Annotated in this window: 21 protein-coding genes and 1 pseudogene; 21 read left to right on the top strand and 1 reads right to left on the bottom strand. The window is 38.6% G+C overall.

Features of this window, described 5'->3' with window-relative positions:
* Nucleotides 1-709: 709 nt before the first annotated feature.
* Nucleotides 710-1,170 (bottom strand): annotated as a pseudogene (locus OGY83_RS07910) (IS66 family transposase); the annotation flags it as partial.
* A gap of 532 nt (nt 1,171-1,702) precedes the next feature.
* Between OGY83_RS07910 and OGY83_RS07905 the strand changes: the two are divergent.
* The 21 genes from OGY83_RS07905 to OGY83_RS07805 all read left to right on the top strand — a co-directional run bounded on the left by OGY83_RS07905 (nt 1,703) and on the right by OGY83_RS07805 (nt 19,197).
* Entirely contained in the window at nt 1,703-2,464 is a 762-nt protein-coding gene (locus OGY83_RS07905; protein ID WP_286635645.1) for a hypothetical protein, read from the top strand.
* A gap of 50 nt (nt 2,465-2,514) precedes the next feature.
* Entirely contained in the window at nt 2,515-2,817 is a 303-nt protein-coding gene (locus tag OGY83_RS07900) for a PapB/FocB family fimbrial expression transcriptional regulator (protein WP_286635644.1), read from the top strand.
* Nucleotides 2,818-3,267: 450 nt separating this feature from the next.
* A complete protein-coding gene (locus tag OGY83_RS07895) occupies nt 3,268-3,507 on the top strand; it encodes a Flp family type IVb pilin (protein ID WP_286635643.1) in 240 nt (79 codons plus the stop codon).
* A gap of 95 nt (nt 3,508-3,602) precedes the next feature.
* A complete protein-coding gene (locus OGY83_RS07890) occupies nt 3,603-4,487 on the top strand; it encodes an SAF domain-containing protein (protein WP_286635642.1) in 885 nt (294 codons plus the stop codon).
* 48 nt (nt 4,488-4,535) lie between these two features.
* Nucleotides 4,536-5,966 carry a type II and III secretion system protein family protein gene (locus OGY83_RS07885; protein WP_286635641.1) on the top strand — a complete coding sequence of 477 codons (1,431 nt, stop codon included), beginning with the start codon at nt 4,536-4,538 and terminating at the stop codon, nt 5,964-5,966.
* Between the two features lie 12 nt (nt 5,967-5,978).
* A complete protein-coding gene (locus tag OGY83_RS07880; protein ID WP_286635640.1) occupies nt 5,979-7,127 on the top strand; it encodes a CpaE/TadZ family protein in 1,149 nt (382 codons plus the stop codon).
* Nucleotides 7,128-7,143: 16 nt separating this feature from the next.
* Nucleotides 7,144-8,433 (top strand): TadA family conjugal transfer-associated ATPase, encoded by a 1,290-nt coding sequence (locus tag OGY83_RS07875; protein WP_286635639.1) that lies wholly within the window; start codon nt 7,144-7,146, stop codon nt 8,431-8,433.
* Nucleotides 8,430-9,335 carry a type II secretion system F family protein gene (locus OGY83_RS07870; protein ID WP_286635638.1) on the top strand — a complete coding sequence of 302 codons (906 nt, stop codon included), beginning with the start codon at nt 8,430-8,432 and terminating at the stop codon, nt 9,333-9,335. The genes OGY83_RS07875 and OGY83_RS07870 overlap by 4 nt, the downstream gene beginning before the upstream one ends.
* A gap of 19 nt (nt 9,336-9,354) precedes the next feature.
* Nucleotides 9,355-10,197: a type II secretion system F family protein gene (locus tag OGY83_RS07865; RefSeq protein ID WP_286635637.1), complete on the top strand. Its 843-nt coding sequence runs from the start codon at nt 9,355-9,357 to the stop codon at nt 10,195-10,197.
* Nucleotides 10,185-11,396: a tetratricopeptide repeat protein gene (locus OGY83_RS07860; protein WP_286635636.1), complete on the top strand. Its 1,212-nt coding sequence runs from the start codon at nt 10,185-10,187 to the stop codon at nt 11,394-11,396. Before OGY83_RS07865 ends, OGY83_RS07860 begins: the two co-directional genes overlap by 13 nt.
* A 39-nt stretch (nt 11,397-11,435) precedes the next feature.
* Nucleotides 11,436-11,798, top strand: a complete 363-nt coding sequence (locus OGY83_RS07855; RefSeq protein ID WP_286635635.1) for a hypothetical protein — start codon at nt 11,436-11,438, stop codon at nt 11,796-11,798.
* Nucleotides 11,799-11,835: 37 nt separating this feature from the next.
* The gene (locus tag OGY83_RS07850; RefSeq protein WP_286635634.1) at nt 11,836-12,375 is read left to right on the top strand and encodes a GTP-binding protein; all 540 of its coding nucleotides are present in this window, start codon (nt 11,836-11,838) and stop codon (nt 12,373-12,375) included.
* Nucleotides 12,376-12,377: 2 nt separating this feature from the next.
* Complete coding sequence (locus OGY83_RS07845) at nt 12,378-12,929, top strand: roadblock/LC7 domain-containing protein (protein WP_286635633.1); 552 nt, start codon at nt 12,378-12,380, stop codon at nt 12,927-12,929.
* A 52-nt stretch (nt 12,930-12,981) separates the two neighbouring features.
* Complete coding sequence (locus OGY83_RS07840) at nt 12,982-13,410, top strand: hypothetical protein (protein WP_286635632.1); 429 nt, start codon at nt 12,982-12,984, stop codon at nt 13,408-13,410.
* Complete coding sequence (locus OGY83_RS07835; RefSeq protein ID WP_286635631.1) at nt 13,410-13,832, top strand: A24 family peptidase; 423 nt, start codon at nt 13,410-13,412, stop codon at nt 13,830-13,832. Before OGY83_RS07840 ends, OGY83_RS07835 begins: the two co-directional genes overlap by 1 nt.
* A 10-nt stretch (nt 13,833-13,842) precedes the next feature.
* Nucleotides 13,843-14,325 carry a TadE/TadG family type IV pilus assembly protein gene (locus OGY83_RS07830; RefSeq protein ID WP_286635630.1) on the top strand — a complete coding sequence of 161 codons (483 nt, stop codon included), beginning with the start codon at nt 13,843-13,845 and terminating at the stop codon, nt 14,323-14,325.
* On the top strand, nt 14,300-14,929 hold the full coding sequence (gene tadF / locus OGY83_RS07825) for a tight adherence pilus pseudopilin TadF (RefSeq protein ID WP_286635629.1): 630 nt from the start codon (nt 14,300-14,302) through the stop codon (nt 14,927-14,929). The genes OGY83_RS07830 and tadF overlap by 26 nt, the downstream gene beginning before the upstream one ends.
* A 259-nt stretch (nt 14,930-15,188) precedes the next feature.
* Nucleotides 15,189-16,778, top strand: coding sequence for a vWA domain-containing protein (locus OGY83_RS07820; protein WP_286635628.1), 1,590 nt, complete (start codon nt 15,189-15,191; stop codon nt 16,776-16,778).
* A 62-nt stretch (nt 16,779-16,840) separates the two neighbouring features.
* Complete coding sequence (locus OGY83_RS07815) at nt 16,841-17,659, top strand: CZB domain-containing protein (RefSeq protein ID WP_286635627.1); 819 nt, start codon at nt 16,841-16,843, stop codon at nt 17,657-17,659.
* A 195-nt stretch (nt 17,660-17,854) separates the two neighbouring features.
* A complete protein-coding gene (locus tag OGY83_RS07810) occupies nt 17,855-18,553 on the top strand; it encodes a CZB domain-containing protein (protein ID WP_286635626.1) in 699 nt (232 codons plus the stop codon).
* Nucleotides 18,554-18,744: 191 nt separating this feature from the next.
* Complete coding sequence (locus OGY83_RS07805) at nt 18,745-19,197, top strand: transglycosylase SLT domain-containing protein (RefSeq protein ID WP_502873097.1); 453 nt, start codon at nt 18,745-18,747, stop codon at nt 19,195-19,197.
* Nucleotides 19,198-19,707: the final 510 nt, after the last annotated feature.

Raw genomic sequence — 19,707 nt, 5'->3', positions numbered from 1 at the left:
AAGGGCTAGGTCCCTGACGGTTGTTTCACTAAGGGGGGATTTTTTGTCACTATTTCGCTGACGGGTAAATGGATACTTCTTGCTGTTACGAAAAGTACAGCCTACCAAAACTAGTCCTTCGCGGGACAAATTCAAAAGCCTCCTGTCATTAAGCCCCTATCTAAAAATGTAGCACTTCCGTTCATATCACTCTGGGTTCGTTACAGCTGCGGAATATTTGTACAGGCCGTGTCTCCTGCGGTGGGGCGCTTTTGCCTTTGACCTGAATGCTTTCCGGGTGGCGTGCCCATCTGCAATTTTTTAGAAGCCGGAGATTATCCAGACTGAATCGGATATCTGGCTTGATTTTATTTTTTTAAATCAAATTACTATATGATTTTCATTTACTTAATTTCATTTATTTAGATGTATTCACGAAATGGCAGTGACGGTAATGAGAAGAGTAAGTATCAGGTATTGATTTTTTAATTCATTGTATTTAATGGTAATTATGACATTTACGTAAATATAATAAATATATGAAATGTCATTCATAACGTGTTGTATCAAAATTCATTTATGATTTTTCTATAAATTCATATCTCACCAAACCATCAATATTTACCATTTTATCTTTTAAAAATAAGAACTTATCGATCGATTTTTTAAATGTATAATTTTTGCCTGCTCATTATAAGCATACACCGAGGGCCGTATTGAAGGGGATGTGTTATTCAGTTGGCGGTGTGATGCGCCAGGGTAGCATTTCGCTGACCCGGTTGACTGGCCAGTCGGCGATGACTTCATGCACATAGCGGAGGTAGCCTTCTGGATCCACGCTGTTCAGTTTGCACGTTCCGATCAGGCTGTACAGCTGTGCCCCCCGCTCACCACCATGGTCAGAGCCGAAGAACAGTAATTTTTACGACCCAGACTGACCGTCCACAGGGCATTTTCAGCAATGTTGTTGTCTGCTTCGGTCCAGCCATCGTCCGCATAGTACGTAAGTGTCGGCCACTGGTTAAGTGCGTACGATAACGCTTTTGTCAGCTCCAAGTGTCGCGACAGGGTCTTCATCTTTACACACAGCCAGCTTTCCAGGGATTTCAACAGCGGTTTCGTTTTTCGCTGACGTTCAGCAAGCCGCTGCTCTGTCGACATTCCCCTTATATCTGCCTCTATGACGTACAGAAACTCAGTAATTTTCTCTTCCTTGTAACTATTTTGTCTTAATTTTAAGTATCTCATCACATGACCTGGAAGTAATCTTACTTCATTGAACTGTCTTACCGTTTGAAATTGTCTGAAAAAGGTCAAAGTTAAGAAATCAACGAAATGGATGTTATGATTTATACATTAGTTTAATTAATTAGTTCTGATTGTAATGATTGAGAATTCAATTAACAGTATGAGTTTCAGCATAACTTAACTTATTGTAATCATTATTTTTGTTTATTTTATATAAATTATATAATTTATGTAATCATCATTTTTAATTGCATGAATTATATGATTTTTAACGAGTAATTAAATAATGTAAATATCACTTATTTTAAATTTAACATCTGAGTACATGACTGATGTTTTTTAATTGTTGATTAATTTTCAATATCTTATCGATCGATTTTATTGATTTTTACCTATTAAATATTTGTTTAAGAATGTTTGTAACAAAGAATTGGCCTGTCAGCTTTTTCCACATGACAACAGGAGGTTGCTTTGAATGTGTGCTGAGAAAACATCAAAAGGTCTGCAACATGTGATCGTTTATTCTATGGAGTGGGCAAAAACAGTCGCATTGAAATATCTGTGTGGGCATTCTGCTGATGGTAAAGAGATTTTTATAGAGACTACGGGGGATCTTAGAACTTTATTTTCTCGTTTAAGTGAAAAAAGTTCTGACGTTCCAGATATTATTGTTCTGGATATTCCTCCCAGGGATTTTGTTGGTCTACTATGCCATATTCGCCACTTGCATCCGGCATTGCCGGTGGTTATCACCCAGTCAAGAATATTATTCTCTGACCGGGCTGTTGCCTCTTGGTTTGGTAATATTTGGTTACGAGAATATGACAGCCTGATGGCCGGATATCCGGATGTGCTGATCGATTCCTGCCTGACAGATCTCCGATTTGCAGGTGCATATAGTTCCGCTGCCTGTTCAACAGAATGTCCGGGACGAATGAGTGATGCACAGCTTCTTAATCGTGTGGAACAATGGTTGTGCGGTCGTCTGACAGAAAGAATTGGTTCGGGGATCTGCGCGCAGGTTGCGACTGAGTGGTTGTCACGTGGGATTTCTGCACATGAGGTGGGTAAGCGTCTGAACCGCAGCGATAAATTGGTATATCACTATCGCAGTCGGATCATACAGGAACTAAGAATTTCCGGTCATCCGCGGGACTTTATTGCCTCATTATCTTTGAAAGAGGGGCCAGTGCCATTAGACCGCCCGGTGACATGCCAGATGAGAGTTGTCGCTTAGTCACCAGTGGTTCATTAAAGCATGGGATACAGGGTTAGAGGATTATGGGGATGCTGATGCGTAATGAACACTATCAGAGGCGTTATTCCATTCCGGGCAATTTACAACCAGGGATGGTGGATATTCGTCATTTGCGATTGCTGCTGGTGTTGTGCAGCATCAGCAATCCACGAATGGTGTTGGCGCTGGAAGAAGTACTGGTCAATGGGGTATCTCGGCGGGAAGCATGTGAACGCAATGGTGTATCCCAGAGTCATTTGTCGGTGAAATACCGCAGGCTACAGGACGTAAACCAGATTGTGTTACGGATATATCCATATGTTCAGGACGAGCTCGAATGCAGCTCGGGATAACAGGGCTGAAATCATTAATTTAAGATGGATGGCATTATAATAACATGTTGATAAAATTGAATTTTCATTTTATCGCTAGTTATTAAGAATATTTAAAAGGCATTTTTGTCAGGGATGACTGTACCTGTTATTCAGAAAGTAAGTGATTGGATTCTGTGAAATACAAAATCCGTGCGGTAGCCATGAACCGAATAAAGTATGGTAACAGAGTGCAAGGATTAAAACTGATAACTTACACGGCAATAATGACTTCTTTATCCGCGTGAGAAAAGGATACTTCTTTACCCGATATCAATCAAAAGCAGATGGCAAATTAAATAGTTGTTAAAAAGGTTGCAGGGGAAAGTAGTAATTTTGAAGAAAGTCTCAGTTGTTTAAGACTGATTGTAGTGAACAGCAGAAGGGCAAGCTCTTGCTGATTTTATTAATTTCTTTCAAAGGAAGAAAAATATGTTAAATAATACCTTACTCAAGGCATATTGTGGTGCCGACGTATACATTAAAAATAGCTTAAAAGACTTTTTCAAAAAAGAAGAAGGCGTAACCGCTGTAGAATATGCAATTGTGGTGGCTGGTGTTGCTGCAGTGGTTTTGTTTATCTTTGGTACTAGTGGACCTGTACAGTCAATGTTGAAGAATACTTTTACAGACTTAGAGGCTAAACTCAAAACACTGATGGGAACCCCATAAAATTCTTATAAATAGCTATTAATAATACTGAGAATATTTGACTAAACTTTCTTTTTAAGAAAGGTTTTTAATTATTTAGGCATTAAGGGATTAGAATGAAGCGGAAACTCGTCATTATCTATATTTTGATGATTTTAGTCGGTATTGTCGGTATCTTTATTTTCAGCAATAATGCGCCGGACACGGATGTCCAGCCAGTAACTCAAGTTAAACAAGATGAACCAACGATTGAAGTGCAGCGTATTGAAGCTATCAAAGATTTGACCCGGGGCCAAATTTTAACCGCTACAGATTATCGTATTACTTCGGTCCGGAAAAAAGAAAATGAAGTCACCGCCGCAGAGAAAAAAGCGATTGATGGACTGGAAAACATCACTGGCTGGGCACTGAAGTCGGATCTTAGCAAGGACGCAATGATTACGCTGAATGATGTTGCCAAGCCAGGTACTACTGAGTATTTTGAACTTTTTCTGTTGCCGGGAAATGTCGTTTATACATTTACCTTGCAAAGTAATGAAAATTATCTTCTCGACAATGTGAAGACTGGCACCGGGGTGGATATTTATCTGATATATGGTCGTGAAATGGGGCGTGATATGAAAGAAAGTATTGTTTCACCTCCTACTTCCGTCACTGGGCGCAGCCTGAAAAAGGTGATTACGAATAAACGTGTCCTGGCAATTAACAAAGCAAAGCGTAAGGAAAAGGATGGCATTTATACGATCGCCGAAGGTAGTCAGGTAATTGTGGAACTCAATAATGATGATGTGAAGATCCTGAAAGCGCTGGAAACAGGAACGAAGTTAGCATTATTCCCGGCAAGCGATAAAGATCAGCAAGAACTGACACTGGATAGTTTGTTGCTGCTACCAGAGAGTAACTGGGTAGATGATGCCCCTTACTTACCAGAAGGCAATTATCCTGCACCGGGGTTGAATGAGGCTCCTGTAAGGGATGGTGTAACTGAGTTACGCGGATAAGCGCTTAACAGAAGTGATAGTTCTGGAAAATTGAAAAAGGATAATCTAATGCGTCTGACTACTTTTTTATGGCAAGCATGCTTACTGCTCTCGACACTTATTATAAGCACCATAAGCCTTGCGGAACAAATGTATATAAAACCTGGTATGTCGAAACAGATTAAAACCAGTGAACCTATTAAAACTGTTTTTATTTCATCACCGGAAATTGCTGACTATAAAGTCATTAGTAATAAAGCGGTGGTTTTTTATGGAAAAAAAGTCGGTACTGCTGAGATTTCGGTTTATGGTGCGAATTCAAAAATTATTTATAACGTCAGTTTAGGCGTCGACCCCTTGTTACCGGAGCTCTCTCAGCGTATCAGACAGGAGTATCCAGGTAGTAACGTTATTATCAAACGTTTTAACGATAATGGTGGCAAGGCCTCCTATATATTATCAGGTACAGCACCGAGTGAAGAAATCAAAGATGGTGTGTATCAGCTGGTTGGTAGTTTAGTCGGAACCTCAGGGGAAGAGAAAAAGGTAGAGGCAGACGATACCAGCAGCAACGGTGTGGGTGGCAGTAATATGATGGTTAAAAGTGACAAGATCCCCTTTGTCAGCTACAAAACCTATGACAATATTATCAATCGCATAGAATTGCCGTCATCCAACCAGGTCAATGTCAAACTGACTGTCGTAGAGGTTACAAAAGAATTTACTGATAACCTTGGGATTGAATGGAGTAGTTTAACGCTCGACAGTATGATGGGGGGAGGGACGACGGCAAATGCAGCCGGCACTTTCAATCTGTTAGGTTTCAAAAACGGATTTGATGCCAGAAATATCAGTACACTGATTAATGCAGTACATAACGATAAAATTGCACGCGTACTTGCACAACCAAATCTCACGGTATTATCTGGAGAGTCAGCTAACTTTCTCGTTGGTGGAGAAATACCAATCCTGATGCAGGACCGTGATGCGACGACAGTCACTTACAAAGAATACGGTATTCGTCTAAATATTGCGGCAAAAGTTGAAAGAAGAAATAAAATAAAACTTTTTATCTCCAACGAGGTTAGTAGCGTAACGGGCACTTATGCTTACAATACCTACCAGATACCAACGCTGAAAACGCGTAAATCGAATTCAACGATTGAGTTAGGTGACGGGGACAGTTTTGCAATTGGTGGTCTGTTGAATGAATCCGATCTCGAAACGTTGACCAAGGTTCCCTTCATTGGAGATATCCCCATTTTGGGGGCGTTGGGGCGTCGTGCGGGAAGTGAACGTAGTAAGACTGAATTAGTTGTCTTTGCAACGGTCAATCTGGTGAAGCCAATGTCCTCTGGTGAAAAAATAGCTTTACCGAAGTTTAACAAAACATCATCCACAAGATTGTTCTTTAATACCGGTGTTGATGAAAAGACACGTAGCGATCGTTTGAATAATGAAACTGCACAGTTTCTCGATCAGGTTGGCTTTGCTAAATAGGAGAGAATAATTATGAGATTGTTTAGCACGGCAACTGAGTCAGAAATTAAAGAAGATAATAATCGGGTAGTTCTTGACAGAAGCAAAGTGGTTTTAGTTTCCCGGAACAAAAAGATACATGTTGATGTTAAAAATACACTCGCGATGCACAATGTCAGTAATATTGTGCAAAGAGAGGTGGTAGTTAATGAATACCTTGACGATCAGGACACCAAAGACGCTGGCTGGATGATCCTTGATATTGAAGATGAGAATGATATCAATGTAATTAATGAGGTTACCTCTTTAATTGTTCCTTACGATGTCTATTTTATTCTGATTGGTAATACCGACTCTATCGCGTTTGCGAAAGCTCTTGAAAAGAACGGTAGCAAATATCTGTATATCGATACTCAGATAAACGAATTACCGGGGGTTATATTAAAATCGCAGGTACAAATTGCCGATAAATCCACGCTGCGCATCAGTATTCTGGGGTGTAAGGGGGGGTGTGGCACCTCCACGATAAGCAACGAAGTGTTGATGGCACTGAATAATTTTACGACAGCACCCTGTCTCCTGGTACAGGGTGCGACTGGTAGTAAAGATTTCGACTTAATTTCTGGCAATGAAATAGACGCTTCAGACAGTAAAGTGCAAAAAATTGCGGATAACCGCTCTGTTAAAATGGAATCAGTCAATGAGGTTTTAAACTACAGCGACCCGGTGTTTAATCACTTTAATATTGCCTTGTTTGACCATAATACTTGCGCAATTTCAGCAGAAAATCTGGAGTTGGTATTTAAAAACTCAAACACTATAGTTTTAGTTCTTGGGAGAAATTTTTCTTCATTTAGAACAGCTAAAAGAGTTCTGGATGAGTATGCAAGATTTGAGCGACAAAAGAATGATGCGGTTAAGCGCAAAATTATAATCAGCATTAATGAATATAATATCGCTGATAATAAACAGAAATTCTCGAATGAAGATATCACCGATTATTTAGGCAAAGAAATTTGTACAATACTGCCACATTTTCAAAGCAGGAAAGAAAATGATAATTTCTCGCAGAGTGCGCTCCAGCTATCGGCAGCGATTCTGGGTCGTGAGAAAGTAGAATTGAAAAAAAATAAAAAAATATTTGACTTGTCAGACATTATAAATCGATTCAGTAAAAAATAGAGGCTGCAGAAGCTAAATGGGACCTAATGAACTATCATCATTAAGGATATTCAGGGAAAATATCCTTAAGAAACTGGACCTGGATCGTGTTGATGCGATCAAGGATGATAGAGCAGCTCTGGAAACAGAGATAAGTGATGTTTTACAACGCGTATCTGCTGAGATAGGTCAATATTTATCAACCCAGCTTCGGCTGGATCTTATCAAACTTGTGGCTGATGAAATTTCCGGCTATGGCCCGTTACGGGATTTAATGGAAGATGATTCCGTCAGCGATATTCTCGTTAACGGACCAGAGCAGATTTTTGTCGAACGTAGCGGACGCCTGGAGAAAGTTGAAACATTTTTTCTCAGTAACCAGCAGTTAACGGAGATTGCCCGGCGTCTGGTTTCTAAGGTTGGGCGACGTGTTGATGACTCACAGCCGCTGGTGGATGCCCGTTTACCTGATGGTAGTCGCTTAAACGTTGTTATTGCGCCAATAACCCTGGATGGTACATCGATATCCATCCGTAAATTTGGTAAAGGCAAGAAAACACTGGGTGATCTGATCAATTATGGAAGTATGGATGAAATGATGGCCAACTTCCTGGTTATTGCTGCCAGTTGCAAGGTTAATATTATTATATCCGGTGGTACTGGTTCGGGTAAAACAACATTACTGAACGCCTTATCGCAGTATATTGGTGAGACAGAACGTATTATCACTCTGGAAGACGCAGCGGAACTTCGCCTGATTAAGCCTCATGTGGTACGTATGGAAACTCGCATGGCCGGTGCAGAGCAACAGGGGATGATCCCGATGCGTTCACTGGTCATAAACTCACTTCGTATGCGTCCCGATCGTATTATTGTCGGCGAGTGTCGCGGTGAGGAGGCATTTGAGATGCTTCAGGCGATGAACACCGGCCACGATGGTTCTATGTCAACTCTGCATGCCAACTCGCCACGTGATGCTATTGCGCGTCTGGAAAGTATGGTGATGATGGCAAGTGCATCATTACCTTTGATGGCTATCAGAAGAAATATTTCTTCAGCAATACATCTGATTATTCAGGTTTCACGTATGCCGGATGGTTCGCGAAAGGTCATGAATATTTCAGAGGTAATGGGTATGGAAGGAGAAAATATTATTATCCAGGACATCTTCACTTTTGAAGCTTCATCTCAGAGAGATATCAACGGCAGGATTCAGGGAGTGTATAAATTTAATGGCCTTCTGAAGCGCTCTGTTGTTTATCGCCAGGGCGTTATCTATGGCATGACCGATGCCTTGAACGAGCTGTTTGGGAGTCAGATCCAATGACAATTTTTTTTATTATACTTGTAGTTCTTGGAACAGTGAATTTTCTTGCTGTACTTATTTATTACAAAAAAGTAAAAAAACTGGATGGTGGACAACAACGTTTCCGTATCGCAACCAGGAAAAATAACTGGAGCAGTCATTTCTTTGAACAGCTAAAACAAGTTATAACTGGCGACGTCAGAAGTGTAAAATCAACGTATCGGAATATGAAACCCAAAGACGCATTACTGTTTTTGGGGCTGTTTTTTGCCGGGATTTATATAAACTTTTCTTTTTTAAAGTTTAACATTTTTATAGCATTATTAGTGTTACTGATATTACTGACTTATTTTAATTACAGAATAAGCCAGAAGAAGCAGCGTACATTATTCGAAATTGAGTTTTCCGAGGCACTTAATATTATTAATAGCTCCATTAGCTCTGGGAATTCGATAGTGGTGGGAATAACGCAGTGTGGTAATAAATTAAGTGGGGAAATTGTTGGGCCAGAATTTAAAGTTATATCCCGAAGACTTAGCATTGGTGAGGATGTGAATGTTGTTCTGATGGATTCATATGAGCGTCTGCCATACCGTGAGTATTACTTCTTTATTCTTGCTGTCATTATAAACATCAACGGCGGGGGACAGGTCAGGGAGGTAATGACTCGTCTGGCTAAGCAGATATCAGATGCAAAAATCACCGATCGTAAGAAACTGACGATGACATCTGAAGCCAGAATGTCAGTCAAAGTTCTGGCTATGATCCCTGTTGGTTTTGTTTTTGTTTTGAATTTTTTAAGTCCTGAAAATTTTGATATTTTGATAAATAATGAATCTGGACAATATATTTTATATTATGCAGTAGGTAGTGTTTGCATTGGCCTTGCTATCATATGGAATATGATGAATAAAGCTGTTTAAAATTATGGAGACATAACAAATGTTATTATATGTCCTGTACTTTTTTGTGATTTCTTTGCTCTTTTTCCTTTTTCATTTGCTGACTAAGAACAAGCAAACGAAAAAAATTTCCGCAGTATTAGGAAGGCAAAACAAATTTGCTGTTAGGGATGAAGAGTTGGTCTCTAATATTGAGAAGATCTATCGAAAAACAAGTAAGACAGTCACTTTTTTTGATTTTTTAGATTCTAATGTTTTCCTGAAATTTGGTATTGTAATCGGTTTTTCCTTGCTGATTTTTATTCTCAATGCTTTGGGGGTGCTGAAATATGATAAACAAACGCAGGGTATAATTATTGGTGTGGCATTAGTTCTGGTTATTCTTATTCCGCCAAGAATTAAGAACTACGTAATGCAAAAAAAGACAAAAAAAATAAATGTCGACCTGCCATATGTCATAGATATTATGTCAATATGTGTTCAATCTGGGATGACTATAGAAAATGCTTTAATTTACATTTCTAAAAATATCCAATTTATCAACAGCGATATAGCGAGTTTGTTAGAAAGAACGGCTATTAAGATTGAGGTCAGTGGCATTGTCAGTGCGCTTGATCAATTGTATGAGGAAGTGCCCAGTTCCGAAGTGAGAATGTTTTGTACCACGTTGCAACAAAGTATCACATATGGGGCATCAATCAGTACTGTGCTTGTGGAGTTATCGAAGGAGATGCGTGAGATGCAGCTTTTATCTGTTGAAGAAAAAGTAGCCAGTTTATCCGCAAAAATGGCAGCTCCAATGATTTTATTTATTATGTTTCCGATTCTTGCAATCGTTGCAGGTCCCGGATTTATCAGGATGATGGCAATATGGGGAAGTTAATCGCTGTAGTTCTTTCTTTGTTACTGGTAGCGTGTAATTCACAAACTAACCTTGATAATAAAGAACGGGAGTTTATTTTAACAAAGGTCAATAACTATAAAGGGCTTATCGCCTTTTATCGTGAACAGCTCAGTAAAAATGATACGCCTGAAGTTCGGTTAAAACTTTGTGAGGTGTACAATAAAATTGAAGATTATGAATCCTCTCAGAATTGCCTGAAGGAACTGGTAAGCAGCTCTCCTACGGACGAGTCTTTATTATTATCGGCACAAAATAACAGTACTCTTGGCCACAATGAAATTGCGTTAAAACAAATTGATGAAGCGCTGAAAATTAACCCCAAAATGGGAGAGGCTTACAATCTTAAAGGTGTTATTCTTGCACATTTAGGCGATTTAGAAAACGCCAAAGTGAACTTTGAAAAGGCCAGGAATCTGTTTGTTGCTGAGGATATTGTAAATAATAATCTGGCAATGATCGCTATTGTTGAAAAAGATTACAATCTGGCTCGATCTTACTTAATGCCTCTGTATTCCAGAGGTTATAATTCGCCTAAAATTGTGCACAACCTGATTTTTACCCTTGTCAAGCTTAATGACTATAGCACGGCAGATATATTGATCAGACAAAATAATCTTGAGGACTCGTCTCAGCGCTTAATTGCCGATCTTGATGGCATCATGACTACGATTCCAGAGCGTAAATTACAGGACGCTGGAGCATTAGTTTCAGCACAAAGCACTGTCGATAAAGTGCAGGAAAGTAATTCAGCTCTCCTGAATAAAAATGAACAGAAAAATTCAACCACGAGCGAATATAAAAATACAATACCACAAACTGTCATTGCCGCGCCCGATAGCCCTGGTCAGGTAGAAAATATTGTGATTGGCGAGCATGGCAAGTTTGTTCGTTTAGTGTTTATTTCATCCTCCTTTATTAAGGGGGAGAAAGTAGCGGGTGGGCGTGATAATCATGTTGAGTTTGTTTTGAGAAAAATAAAAACGAACAAAAAAATGGACGATCTTACCGACAACATTAAAAAATACACAAAGTCACTGAATGATGTTTCTGTACAGCAACGTGGCGACGACTTATACCTGATATTCAGCGCCAAACGTGTTGTCAAGCAGGTCAGAACTTATATGTCACCAAAATCATCCATATCTAGTAATCGATTAGTATTAGATATTATTTTCTAATCCCCTCAGGGGATAGTTAAACCAAAGTAGGAGTTGTTTATGAGTAAGTTAAGTGATTCACTTGAAAATCTAATGGAACTTGATGGCGCAGTTTGCGCTGCCGTAGTTGATACGCGTAATGGAATGATTTTAGGTCATGCAGGCACAGGTATTGATATCGAGATCGCAGCTGCGGGTAATACCGATGTGTTGAAGGCAAAACTCAAAACAATCAAACTCCTTGGTTTGAATGAAACAATTGAGGATATTCTGATTACGCTGGAAAAACAGTATCATATTTTGCGCCCTTTACAAAAAGTAGAGTCTGTATTTATTTACCTTGTGTTAGATAAACGCGAAAGTAACCTGGCATTGGCTCGTCGTAAGGTTATGGATGTTGAATCTTCTGTAGAATCAATTTAATACTCGCTTCACGTACCCTATACTGAATATAAAAGATATGGATGATTATAAAGTTTTATTTATTGGCCGTAGTGGCTCAGCAAAAACGACGGCCATAAATTCTGCCAGCCAGATTGATGTGGTTTCAACGGATGTAGCCATGTCATTTATGGCTTCCGACGAAAAAAAAGAAACCACAGTAGGTCTGGACTATGGCGATCTTATTGTGGAAGATCATAATGGGTGCTGTCGGTTACGATTATACGGTGTTCCTGGGCAATCGCGTTTTTCTTTTTCCTGGGAGATACTTCAGCAAGGTTGCTCTGGACTGATTCTAATGATAGATGCAACTGACAAATGCGCTATTGAGGATATTCATTATTATACAAGTATTGCTAATTCTGATGGCGAGCGGATTATGCTTCCTACAGTTATTGCTGTTGTAAAAAGTGATTTGCTAAGTCTTGAGGCATTATCGATCTTAAAAGAGGCTATCTATAAAGAAAATATTTTATCTCCAATGCTCTGGATAGATGCCAGAAATAAAGATGCCGTTATATCAGTATTAAGTGTTTTATTAAAGCAAATCAGGAGGTAGTTATGAAGAATGCACTTCCTTTCCCATTGAAGTTTACGGTTAGTTCAGATAAAAGTAAAAATGCGGGTGTCGAAGACCATACGGAACAAGTGACAGAAGCTGAAGTTGTTCTTCAACCCCTTGATGAAAAGCAAGAGAAGATAAGTGATAACGATAAAAACTTTGTTTATGCAACTCTTAAGGAACAGATCGATAAAACATTAAATAATTATGCTAATAAATTCCCGGACATTCAGAATCTCGTACTTTCAACAGTAGATGGTTTTGAGATTTCTTCTGTTCTTGACCGGGGTGGTGAAGATATTATTCGGAAAGTTTCTGCAATGTCGAGTTCATTGCAGTCTATTGGTTCTGCCATATTGAGAGAGATTGGCGCTCCGGGGTATCAATATTTATATCTGAATAATGGCAAACGTTCAGTTTTTATTTATCTTATTTCTGGTAATCAACTGGATGTTGTTTTGATGGCCGTTTCAGGAGAAATCGATTCTTTGGGGCAGGCATTGTGGATGATGCAAAAGCTGGTTGATGAAGTTAAAGAGTTGATTCAATAACGGATATTAAAGGATTTAATAAATGAATAGTGTATTAGTTTACAGGTTTTCAATGAAATTAGTCGCCGCAGATATTATCTCCGAATTTATTCCGTTAAAACCTGTGCTGGATAATCGTGATGAATTAATTCAGGAGCAAATACTGGCATATAATTCTTTGATTTCTGATAATCTGGATATATGGAAAAAGATTGGTACCCTCAGAGGCTATACTCCTGAGCAAACTGAACAATTGATTGAATATGCTATATTATTGGTAAAATCTGATATCACATCTAATTTTATTGGCCATTCACCTGTTCTTTGTGACCGAATCACCATGATTATTGATTCGGTTACAAAATATATGAATTTGATCAATGTACCGAAGTTGGCCTGCAGAAATGAAGTCCTGGTAGAGTCGGTATCTGTTATTGTTGGAAAGCCTAAAGTCATGGGGAAGAAGAATTGCAAAAGATTTCCTCGTAAAGGGAAGAAGTAATGGTAGTCACAGGTATTGGTTATTCAATTATTGTATGCGCAATTTTTTATGGTATTTATACTGATATTAAGACCAGAAAAATATATAACAGTGTGTCGTTGATTATCATTGCTGTCAGTCTATTTCTGAATTTGTTTTCAGATATTAATGTATCTTATATTTCAGCATCTCTAATCCTGGTGATTGGATTTGTTCTAAGCATGTTTAATATATGGGGGGCAGGTGATGCAAAACTATGTTTTGCTTTATCGCTTACGATACCAGGGGAAAATCTGTCTGCATTCCTCTTTTTGACTTCAGTTATTGGTGGTGTAATGGCTATCCTGATGCTCATTGTTCCTCGCTTATATGGAAAATATAAAACGCTACCTTATGGTATAGCATTAGGCTGTGGTTACATAATTAACTTACTAACCTTTTAAGGAGGTTTGATTGCACAACTTCATACGACTAATTAAAAAAATGAGAGGTGAAGACGGTGCGATCGCCGTTGAGCTTTCATTGGTCATCATTCCATTTCTTGTCTCTATATTGTTTATTATTGAGCTATGTCGAGTCATGTATTTATCATCGGCTTTGGATGTTGTACTGGCTGAGTCCGGACGATACATCTCACTGGACAGTACTGTGACAGATCACTCAACTGCATTTGAACAAAATATAAAAAATAATGCGAGCCACTGGCCTTTACTCTTCAGCGGTAGCGAAATATCGGTAAAAGTTAAACATTGTAAAAATATTGCAGATATATTAAAAGACAGTTGTGTTACGGGAACAACTACAGCAGACCATCTTTTGTCAGTATATTCATTTAGATACAGTTATCAACCTGTCTTTTTTTTCTTTGGTACCGGTTTTTTTTCATCAATTTTTGAACGGAATATAGTGTATGTGCAAGAGCCCAACAGAACATAGGTACTTATTTTGGCATAAAAGCCAGGCAAGTGCCTCGGTTGAGTTTGCTTTTATATTCCCCATCATTGTATTGCTGGGTCTTATGCTGATTGATTTTACGTTTCATTTTTCTGCCGAAAGTAAACTTGCCCGGCTGAGTAACTCTATGTCCTCAATGTTGAGAGAGCGTAGTACATTGTATGCCAATAATCTTGTTGTTGATTATGAAGATGCGAAAAATCTGCTAAAGACAGTGGATTTATTGCTTGGTTCCGACACTCTCAAAGAAACAGTAAGTGTCAGGGTGCAGACTGTACATTTTTCTGATACATCAACAAAGACAGGAAAAATTGAAGATAATACTAAATCGATTGATATTTATATAGCTGCGATTAATAACGCAGTAGAGAAACAAAATTGCAAAGGGGCATTTGATATCCGAAGCGCTGAGGTTTATAAAATGTCACCGTGGATGAAAGAAGCGGAAGATAAAGGAAAGTGGGCGCCGTTATATCAGGTAACGCTATGTACAAAAGGAAGAAATAGTTTATTTTTGAATGCGCTGTCCAGTACGGGGATTATTTCAGACACTATTTCTGTAAGCAATATTGTTATTCCAAGATAAGCATACAGGTGATGATGATGAAAATATATAATAAGTTTAATATTCGCCACTTTACCCAGGATGGTAACGCGGGTGTCTCCATAATGTTTGCTATCATTCTTCCTGTGCTGATTGCAACTTTGCGTTAGGTATTGATGGTTCTCGCTTTTTAATTAAAAGGGCACGTCTAGCTGATGCATTATCTCAGGGAAGTTTTGCTGTCGCTTCCACAAATTCTAATCTCACCACTGAACCCGAAAAAACAGAAGGTAAAGATTTGGTGAGAAGCTATATTAGCTATTACATTCCGGGTAATGAACTTGACGAATCAACGCTTGCTGTCTCAGCTAATATTGATGTTGATCCTGATGACTCGACAAAAGTTAACTCTATTGAATATGTGGCCACCGCTAAAATAATTGCACACCCCATCATAGATGGAATCAGCAGTGCATTGCCTGGATTTAATAAGGATGTACCTATTATTGCAGATGAAAATAATGGTATTGTGCGTAAAATAATCGGTGAAGTAAATATTGAGAGTGACATTGCTTTCGCGGTTGACTTCTCGGGATCAATGCTGGGAATGACGCCCGATAGGAAATTGCGTATACAGGTTTTGCGGGATGTTGTTGATGATTTGTCTACACAAATTGTTAATGAAAAAGCTAAATCAAAAATTGCAATCATCCCTTTTGATATTGGGATTCCAATTAAGCGTGAAGAAATAAATGAAGCTGGCGGGGACCGTATAGGATGTGCTATTCCCTACAAATTTAAAAATCAATACGATATCGATCATGCTTTCTGGTCTAACAAGAAAATTGACTGGACATCAATGGGTTATAATGTATCCGAAGGGGTGAAAACTATACGAGGATATCTTGACCTAAGACGTTATCAATATTATAAAGGGGAGATTTCCAGAGCAACTGGTAATTATAAGAAATATTGCAAGGTGAATAGTGATTATGACGCAATGGCTGATGCTTCTGATATCCACTCAAATCCTGAATCCTGTGAAGCGATGGAGGAAGTAAGTGCAGTTTCACCATTAAATTACGCTGAAATAAAAAATTATAGCCAGATAATACAAGATTATTTTGAACCTCTTGTTAATGATTCAACCAGTCAGTCTTTTGCAAATGATACCACAATTGACTATGCAGGTACGGTAAATGATTCGTTTCTATTTGGTGCTGATACTGTGGGACATTTTATTATGCCTTTTGCAAGCATCAGGAAAGGTAATCCTTTCAAAAAGATGTGCCTTACAGGATTTAATTTACAAGGTCCAATTCCTGCCTGGGGGCCATCACAGTCTATACCTCAGGGCTATCCCTATGATGGACCTGATGATTATTATGGGAAGTATCTTAGTAGAGTTAAACAAAACGCATATGTTATAGGTTTATCATCAGATAAAACAGAGCTCGATCAGTTTCAATCTATGTGGCCGCAAGATGGAGCTGGTACTGATATAGTCGCAGGGATGCTTTATGCAGCTCGAGAAGTTGCTAAAGGAGATAATCCACGTAAAATTATTATTATTGTCTCTGATGGTGAAGAGTATGGCGAGCAGGAAACTGTTGCATATAAATTTCGAACACCTGCAATTTGTCAAAAAATCATGGATGGTGTAAAAAATAACTCAAAAAACACTAAAGAAGTTAAAATCTATTTTGTCTCAATTGTAAATGATTTTCAAACCAATTCAATAATAAATGACTGGAAGAGAAACTGTGTTGGAGAGGATGGTGCCTTTGTTGCTACTGACTACTCTGCTCTGAAGGATGCGATAACCAGTATTTTTAGTAGTGAACCGGGTGGTTTAAAATTCATCAATAAATCAGATATGATCGTGCCTTAATAATTTAAGCGGCATCTTTTGTTTATGGATATATAAATCGAGGGCTGCTCACGGCAATTATAATGATTTTAAAATTTTTGAGTCGATTATTTGTCAAGCAAGAAATTGCATCATCAAAAAGTTTTATAAAGGAGCCTGGATTTATGAACAAATTTGACAATGTTTTAGAACAATTGCGCCCTGATAGTTCAGTTAGTTATGTCGCATTTGTTGATATGAATAGTGGGATGAAACTGGCTTCTGTCGGTTTATTAAAGGATGGTGATGCGCTTATCGACTGTTCTATACGGGTGATGCGGGCAGAGCTTAAGACAATCAAACTATTAGAAGTTAACGATGATGTACTGGATATACTCATTACGACTGATGATGAATATCAACTATTATATCCTTGTCGGGGGATGAAAGATATTTTCATTTACCTGGTGGCAAGCCGTGAGCGTGCTAATCTTGCTTTGCTTAAGCGTAACATCTCTGATGTCGAGGCTAATCTAATCTCTTTAATGTATACAGATGGCGATATTCAAAATCACGGTTTTAATGTTAAATCGGCACTGGATGCGCATTGTCGCTGGCGTGATAAGTTAATTGCCATTATTAATGGTACCGATACTGTTACCAATCTTAATGAACTTGGGATGGATGACAGATGTGAGTTAGGACAGTGGCTGCATACCGTTGGTCAAAACCAATATGGTAGTATGTCTGAGTTTCAGGAACTAATGAAATTGCATCATAATTTCCATCGCTGCGTGCAGGAAGTTGTTGATATGTATATCGCTGATGGTGTAGATGCGGCGAAATGTGAGTTGACGGGGAATTTCCAGAAAAGGTCTGCACTTGTACAGGAACAGATAGTCCATTTCTTTGACAGTATTTAACACGGCTGATTGAGCTAAGGGCGTTGTTCGCAGCGCCTGTTATTTATTTGAAATTGTAATCAGGTTTTAACTTCGGATTTGTTACTGGCATGATACATGCTATACAAATAAATTGATTGTGATTTTTTAAAGGGATTTATTATCCAGTTTCTGGTAGTGAAAAAGCTTTCAGTGAAGTCTATGAAGGAATTTTCCATGTTTACATCTGAACTTCGTGACATTGTCCTCGAGCATATTCGTTCCAGTGCCGTAACAAAATTTGCCCATGTACATTATACATCAGAGAAGAGTTTTCGCTTACGCGAAAGTATGTTGCATTCGGCATCGCACTGTAGGGAAGAGTCTCAGTCGCTTACCCTTGTCTTAAACCGTCAGTATCGGCTTGTTAATTATCTTGCTAAAGATACCCAGCAAGATAATTACAAAACTGAACATAGCCAGTTATTAAAGCTGGCACGTGAGCAGTACCAACAAACGGGTTTTACGCAGGAGAACCTGAGTCGTGTTGCGTCTGGGTTGGCTCTTGCGGCGGACAAGTTATTATTTGCACTTCTTAAAGTTCAGCACTATCAATGGCGTGACAGGTTGTATATCGCTTTGTTGACAGAACAACAAAGTAATATTCTTTCTGATGAACGAGAGTGCACCTTAGGGCTATGGATACATGGCGAAGGTCTCCGTCGTTTTCGTACATTGCCTGGCTTTCGGGAACTCGATGCCTGTCATCACCTTGTTCATGAGACCAGCAATAATCTTTTCAGACGCAAGCTTAAAACGTTTATCCCCGAAGAGTTGAAACGAGTGTTGCATGATGTAGAAGAGGCTAGTCAACAACTCATCGGTGCACTGGATCGTCTTGATGAGTGCACTAGTTTATTGTATCCACAGCCATAACGTTTTGCCTTAGGTTAATTCCAGGGTTATTGCACTTAACTTCAATAAATTTGCCGCACAGTTCGATTATAGATTATTGAGATTTACAATGTCTAACCTCAATATTTTCAGATGGTTATCATGCTTAGTGGCTATAATCTAAGTCAATTTTCAAGTCAACAGGAGTAAAAATGCGCCGGGGTTTATCAGGGATGATAACAACTTTTTTTATGGGTCTGCTGCTGATTTCTTTCTCTGCTTTGTCTCAGGATTGTTTTGATCGTGCTGGTAGACATTATCGAATAGATCCAGATTTACTACGTGCTATTGCTTTCCGAGAGTCCTCGTGGCGAGGCAAAGCCATGAATATTGTATCATCAAAAGAATATGCTGTAGGAATGATGCAAATTCACTCACAAAATTTCTCTCATTTGGCAACGTTAGGTATTACACCTCAAAAACTCTACCATAACAGTTGTTTGAATATTTATACGGGTGCTTACTATCTTTCCATAGCTTTCAGGCGCTGGGGATACTCATGGCAGGCCGTAGGTGCTTATAATGCTGGCTTCAAAATTAATGAGAAGCAAAACCTAAGGAGGATACAATATGCGTCAGGCGTTCAGTTAATATATACAAAATTGAAAAAAAGACGGCGTAAATAATTTTTTTTATAGATTATGAATCTCCTTTTGTTTTTGGCGATTTTCGACTCTGTCCAAGCTCAAGCTTTCTTTATTGCCGTGTGTATAAAGAACAATTCAACCTTATTGTGTTTTTCATATTTTTGCACTAATGAGTCGAATAGATGAGTCACATAATTGAATTGCTTCTTTCTGTATTTTAATGTGGGTTCGGAATTTATTGTTGTTATCAAAGGATTCTAAAGTGACGAAATTATCAGGAATTTATTGCGGAAAATATGATATTTTAAAGTGTTGTACTGCCCCAGTCATTCTAAATAATTACTCGGAATAGTAGATCACTCAAGAGAACTCAGTTTTGGGCTTAAATGTTCATCAGCATTTGGTTAGTACAGAACTACAGGTACTACCTGTACATCCCCAAAAAAATAACCATCATGAAAGTCTAGTCGAGGTTATATTAATATGCAGACCCATGAATAAACTCCGGTTATTCTCCTTCTTCAAACTTCAGAACCATGTCGTAATAGC

Origin of the sequence: Citrobacter sp. Cpo090 (genome assembly GCF_030332665.1) — a bacterium.
GTDB lineage: Bacteria > Pseudomonadota > Gammaproteobacteria > Enterobacterales > Enterobacteriaceae > Citrobacter > Citrobacter portucalensis.
This window is presented reverse-complemented; position numbering and strand designations above follow the sequence as displayed.

Bases quoted from the DNA above. Each gene is read 5' to 3' on its own strand.
- OGY83_RS07905 (WP_286635645.1), top strand. From the start codon at position 1,703: ATGTGTGCTGAGAAAACATCAAAAGGTCTGCAACATGTGATCGTTTAT.
- OGY83_RS07900 (WP_286635644.1), top strand. From the start codon at position 2,515: ATGCTGATGCGTAATGAACACTATCAGAGGCGTTATTCCATTCCGGGC.
- OGY83_RS07895 (WP_286635643.1), top strand. From the start codon at position 3,268: ATGTTAAATAATACCTTACTCAAGGCATATTGTGGTGCCGACGTATAC.
- OGY83_RS07890 (WP_286635642.1), top strand. From the start codon at position 3,603: ATGAAGCGGAAACTCGTCATTATCTATATTTTGATGATTTTAGTCGGT.
- OGY83_RS07885 (WP_286635641.1), top strand. From the start codon at position 4,536: ATGCGTCTGACTACTTTTTTATGGCAAGCATGCTTACTGCTCTCGACA.
- OGY83_RS07880 (WP_286635640.1), top strand. From the start codon at position 5,979: ATGAGATTGTTTAGCACGGCAACTGAGTCAGAAATTAAAGAAGATAAT.
- OGY83_RS07875 (WP_286635639.1), top strand. From the start codon at position 7,144: ATGGGACCTAATGAACTATCATCATTAAGGATATTCAGGGAAAATATC.
- OGY83_RS07870 (WP_286635638.1), top strand. From the start codon at position 8,430: ATGACAATTTTTTTTATTATACTTGTAGTTCTTGGAACAGTGAATTTT.
- OGY83_RS07865 (WP_286635637.1), top strand. From the start codon at position 9,355: ATGTTATTATATGTCCTGTACTTTTTTGTGATTTCTTTGCTCTTTTTC.
- OGY83_RS07860 (WP_286635636.1), top strand. From the start codon at position 10,185: ATGGGGAAGTTAATCGCTGTAGTTCTTTCTTTGTTACTGGTAGCGTGT.
- OGY83_RS07855 (WP_286635635.1), top strand. From the start codon at position 11,436: ATGAGTAAGTTAAGTGATTCACTTGAAAATCTAATGGAACTTGATGGC.
- OGY83_RS07850 (WP_286635634.1), top strand. From the start codon at position 11,836: ATGGATGATTATAAAGTTTTATTTATTGGCCGTAGTGGCTCAGCAAAA.
- OGY83_RS07845 (WP_286635633.1), top strand. From the start codon at position 12,378: ATGAAGAATGCACTTCCTTTCCCATTGAAGTTTACGGTTAGTTCAGAT.
- OGY83_RS07840 (WP_286635632.1), top strand. From the start codon at position 12,982: ATGAAATTAGTCGCCGCAGATATTATCTCCGAATTTATTCCGTTAAAA.
- OGY83_RS07835 (WP_286635631.1), top strand. From the start codon at position 13,410: ATGGTAGTCACAGGTATTGGTTATTCAATTATTGTATGCGCAATTTTT.
- tadF (WP_286635629.1), top strand. From the start codon at position 14,300: ATGTGCAAGAGCCCAACAGAACATAGGTACTTATTTTGGCATAAAAGC.
- OGY83_RS07815 (WP_286635627.1), top strand. From the start codon at position 16,841: ATGATTTTAAAATTTTTGAGTCGATTATTTGTCAAGCAAGAAATTGCA.
- OGY83_RS07810 (WP_286635626.1), top strand. From the start codon at position 17,855: ATGTTTACATCTGAACTTCGTGACATTGTCCTCGAGCATATTCGTTCC.
- OGY83_RS07805 (WP_502873097.1), top strand. From the start codon at position 18,745: ATGATAACAACTTTTTTTATGGGTCTGCTGCTGATTTCTTTCTCTGCT.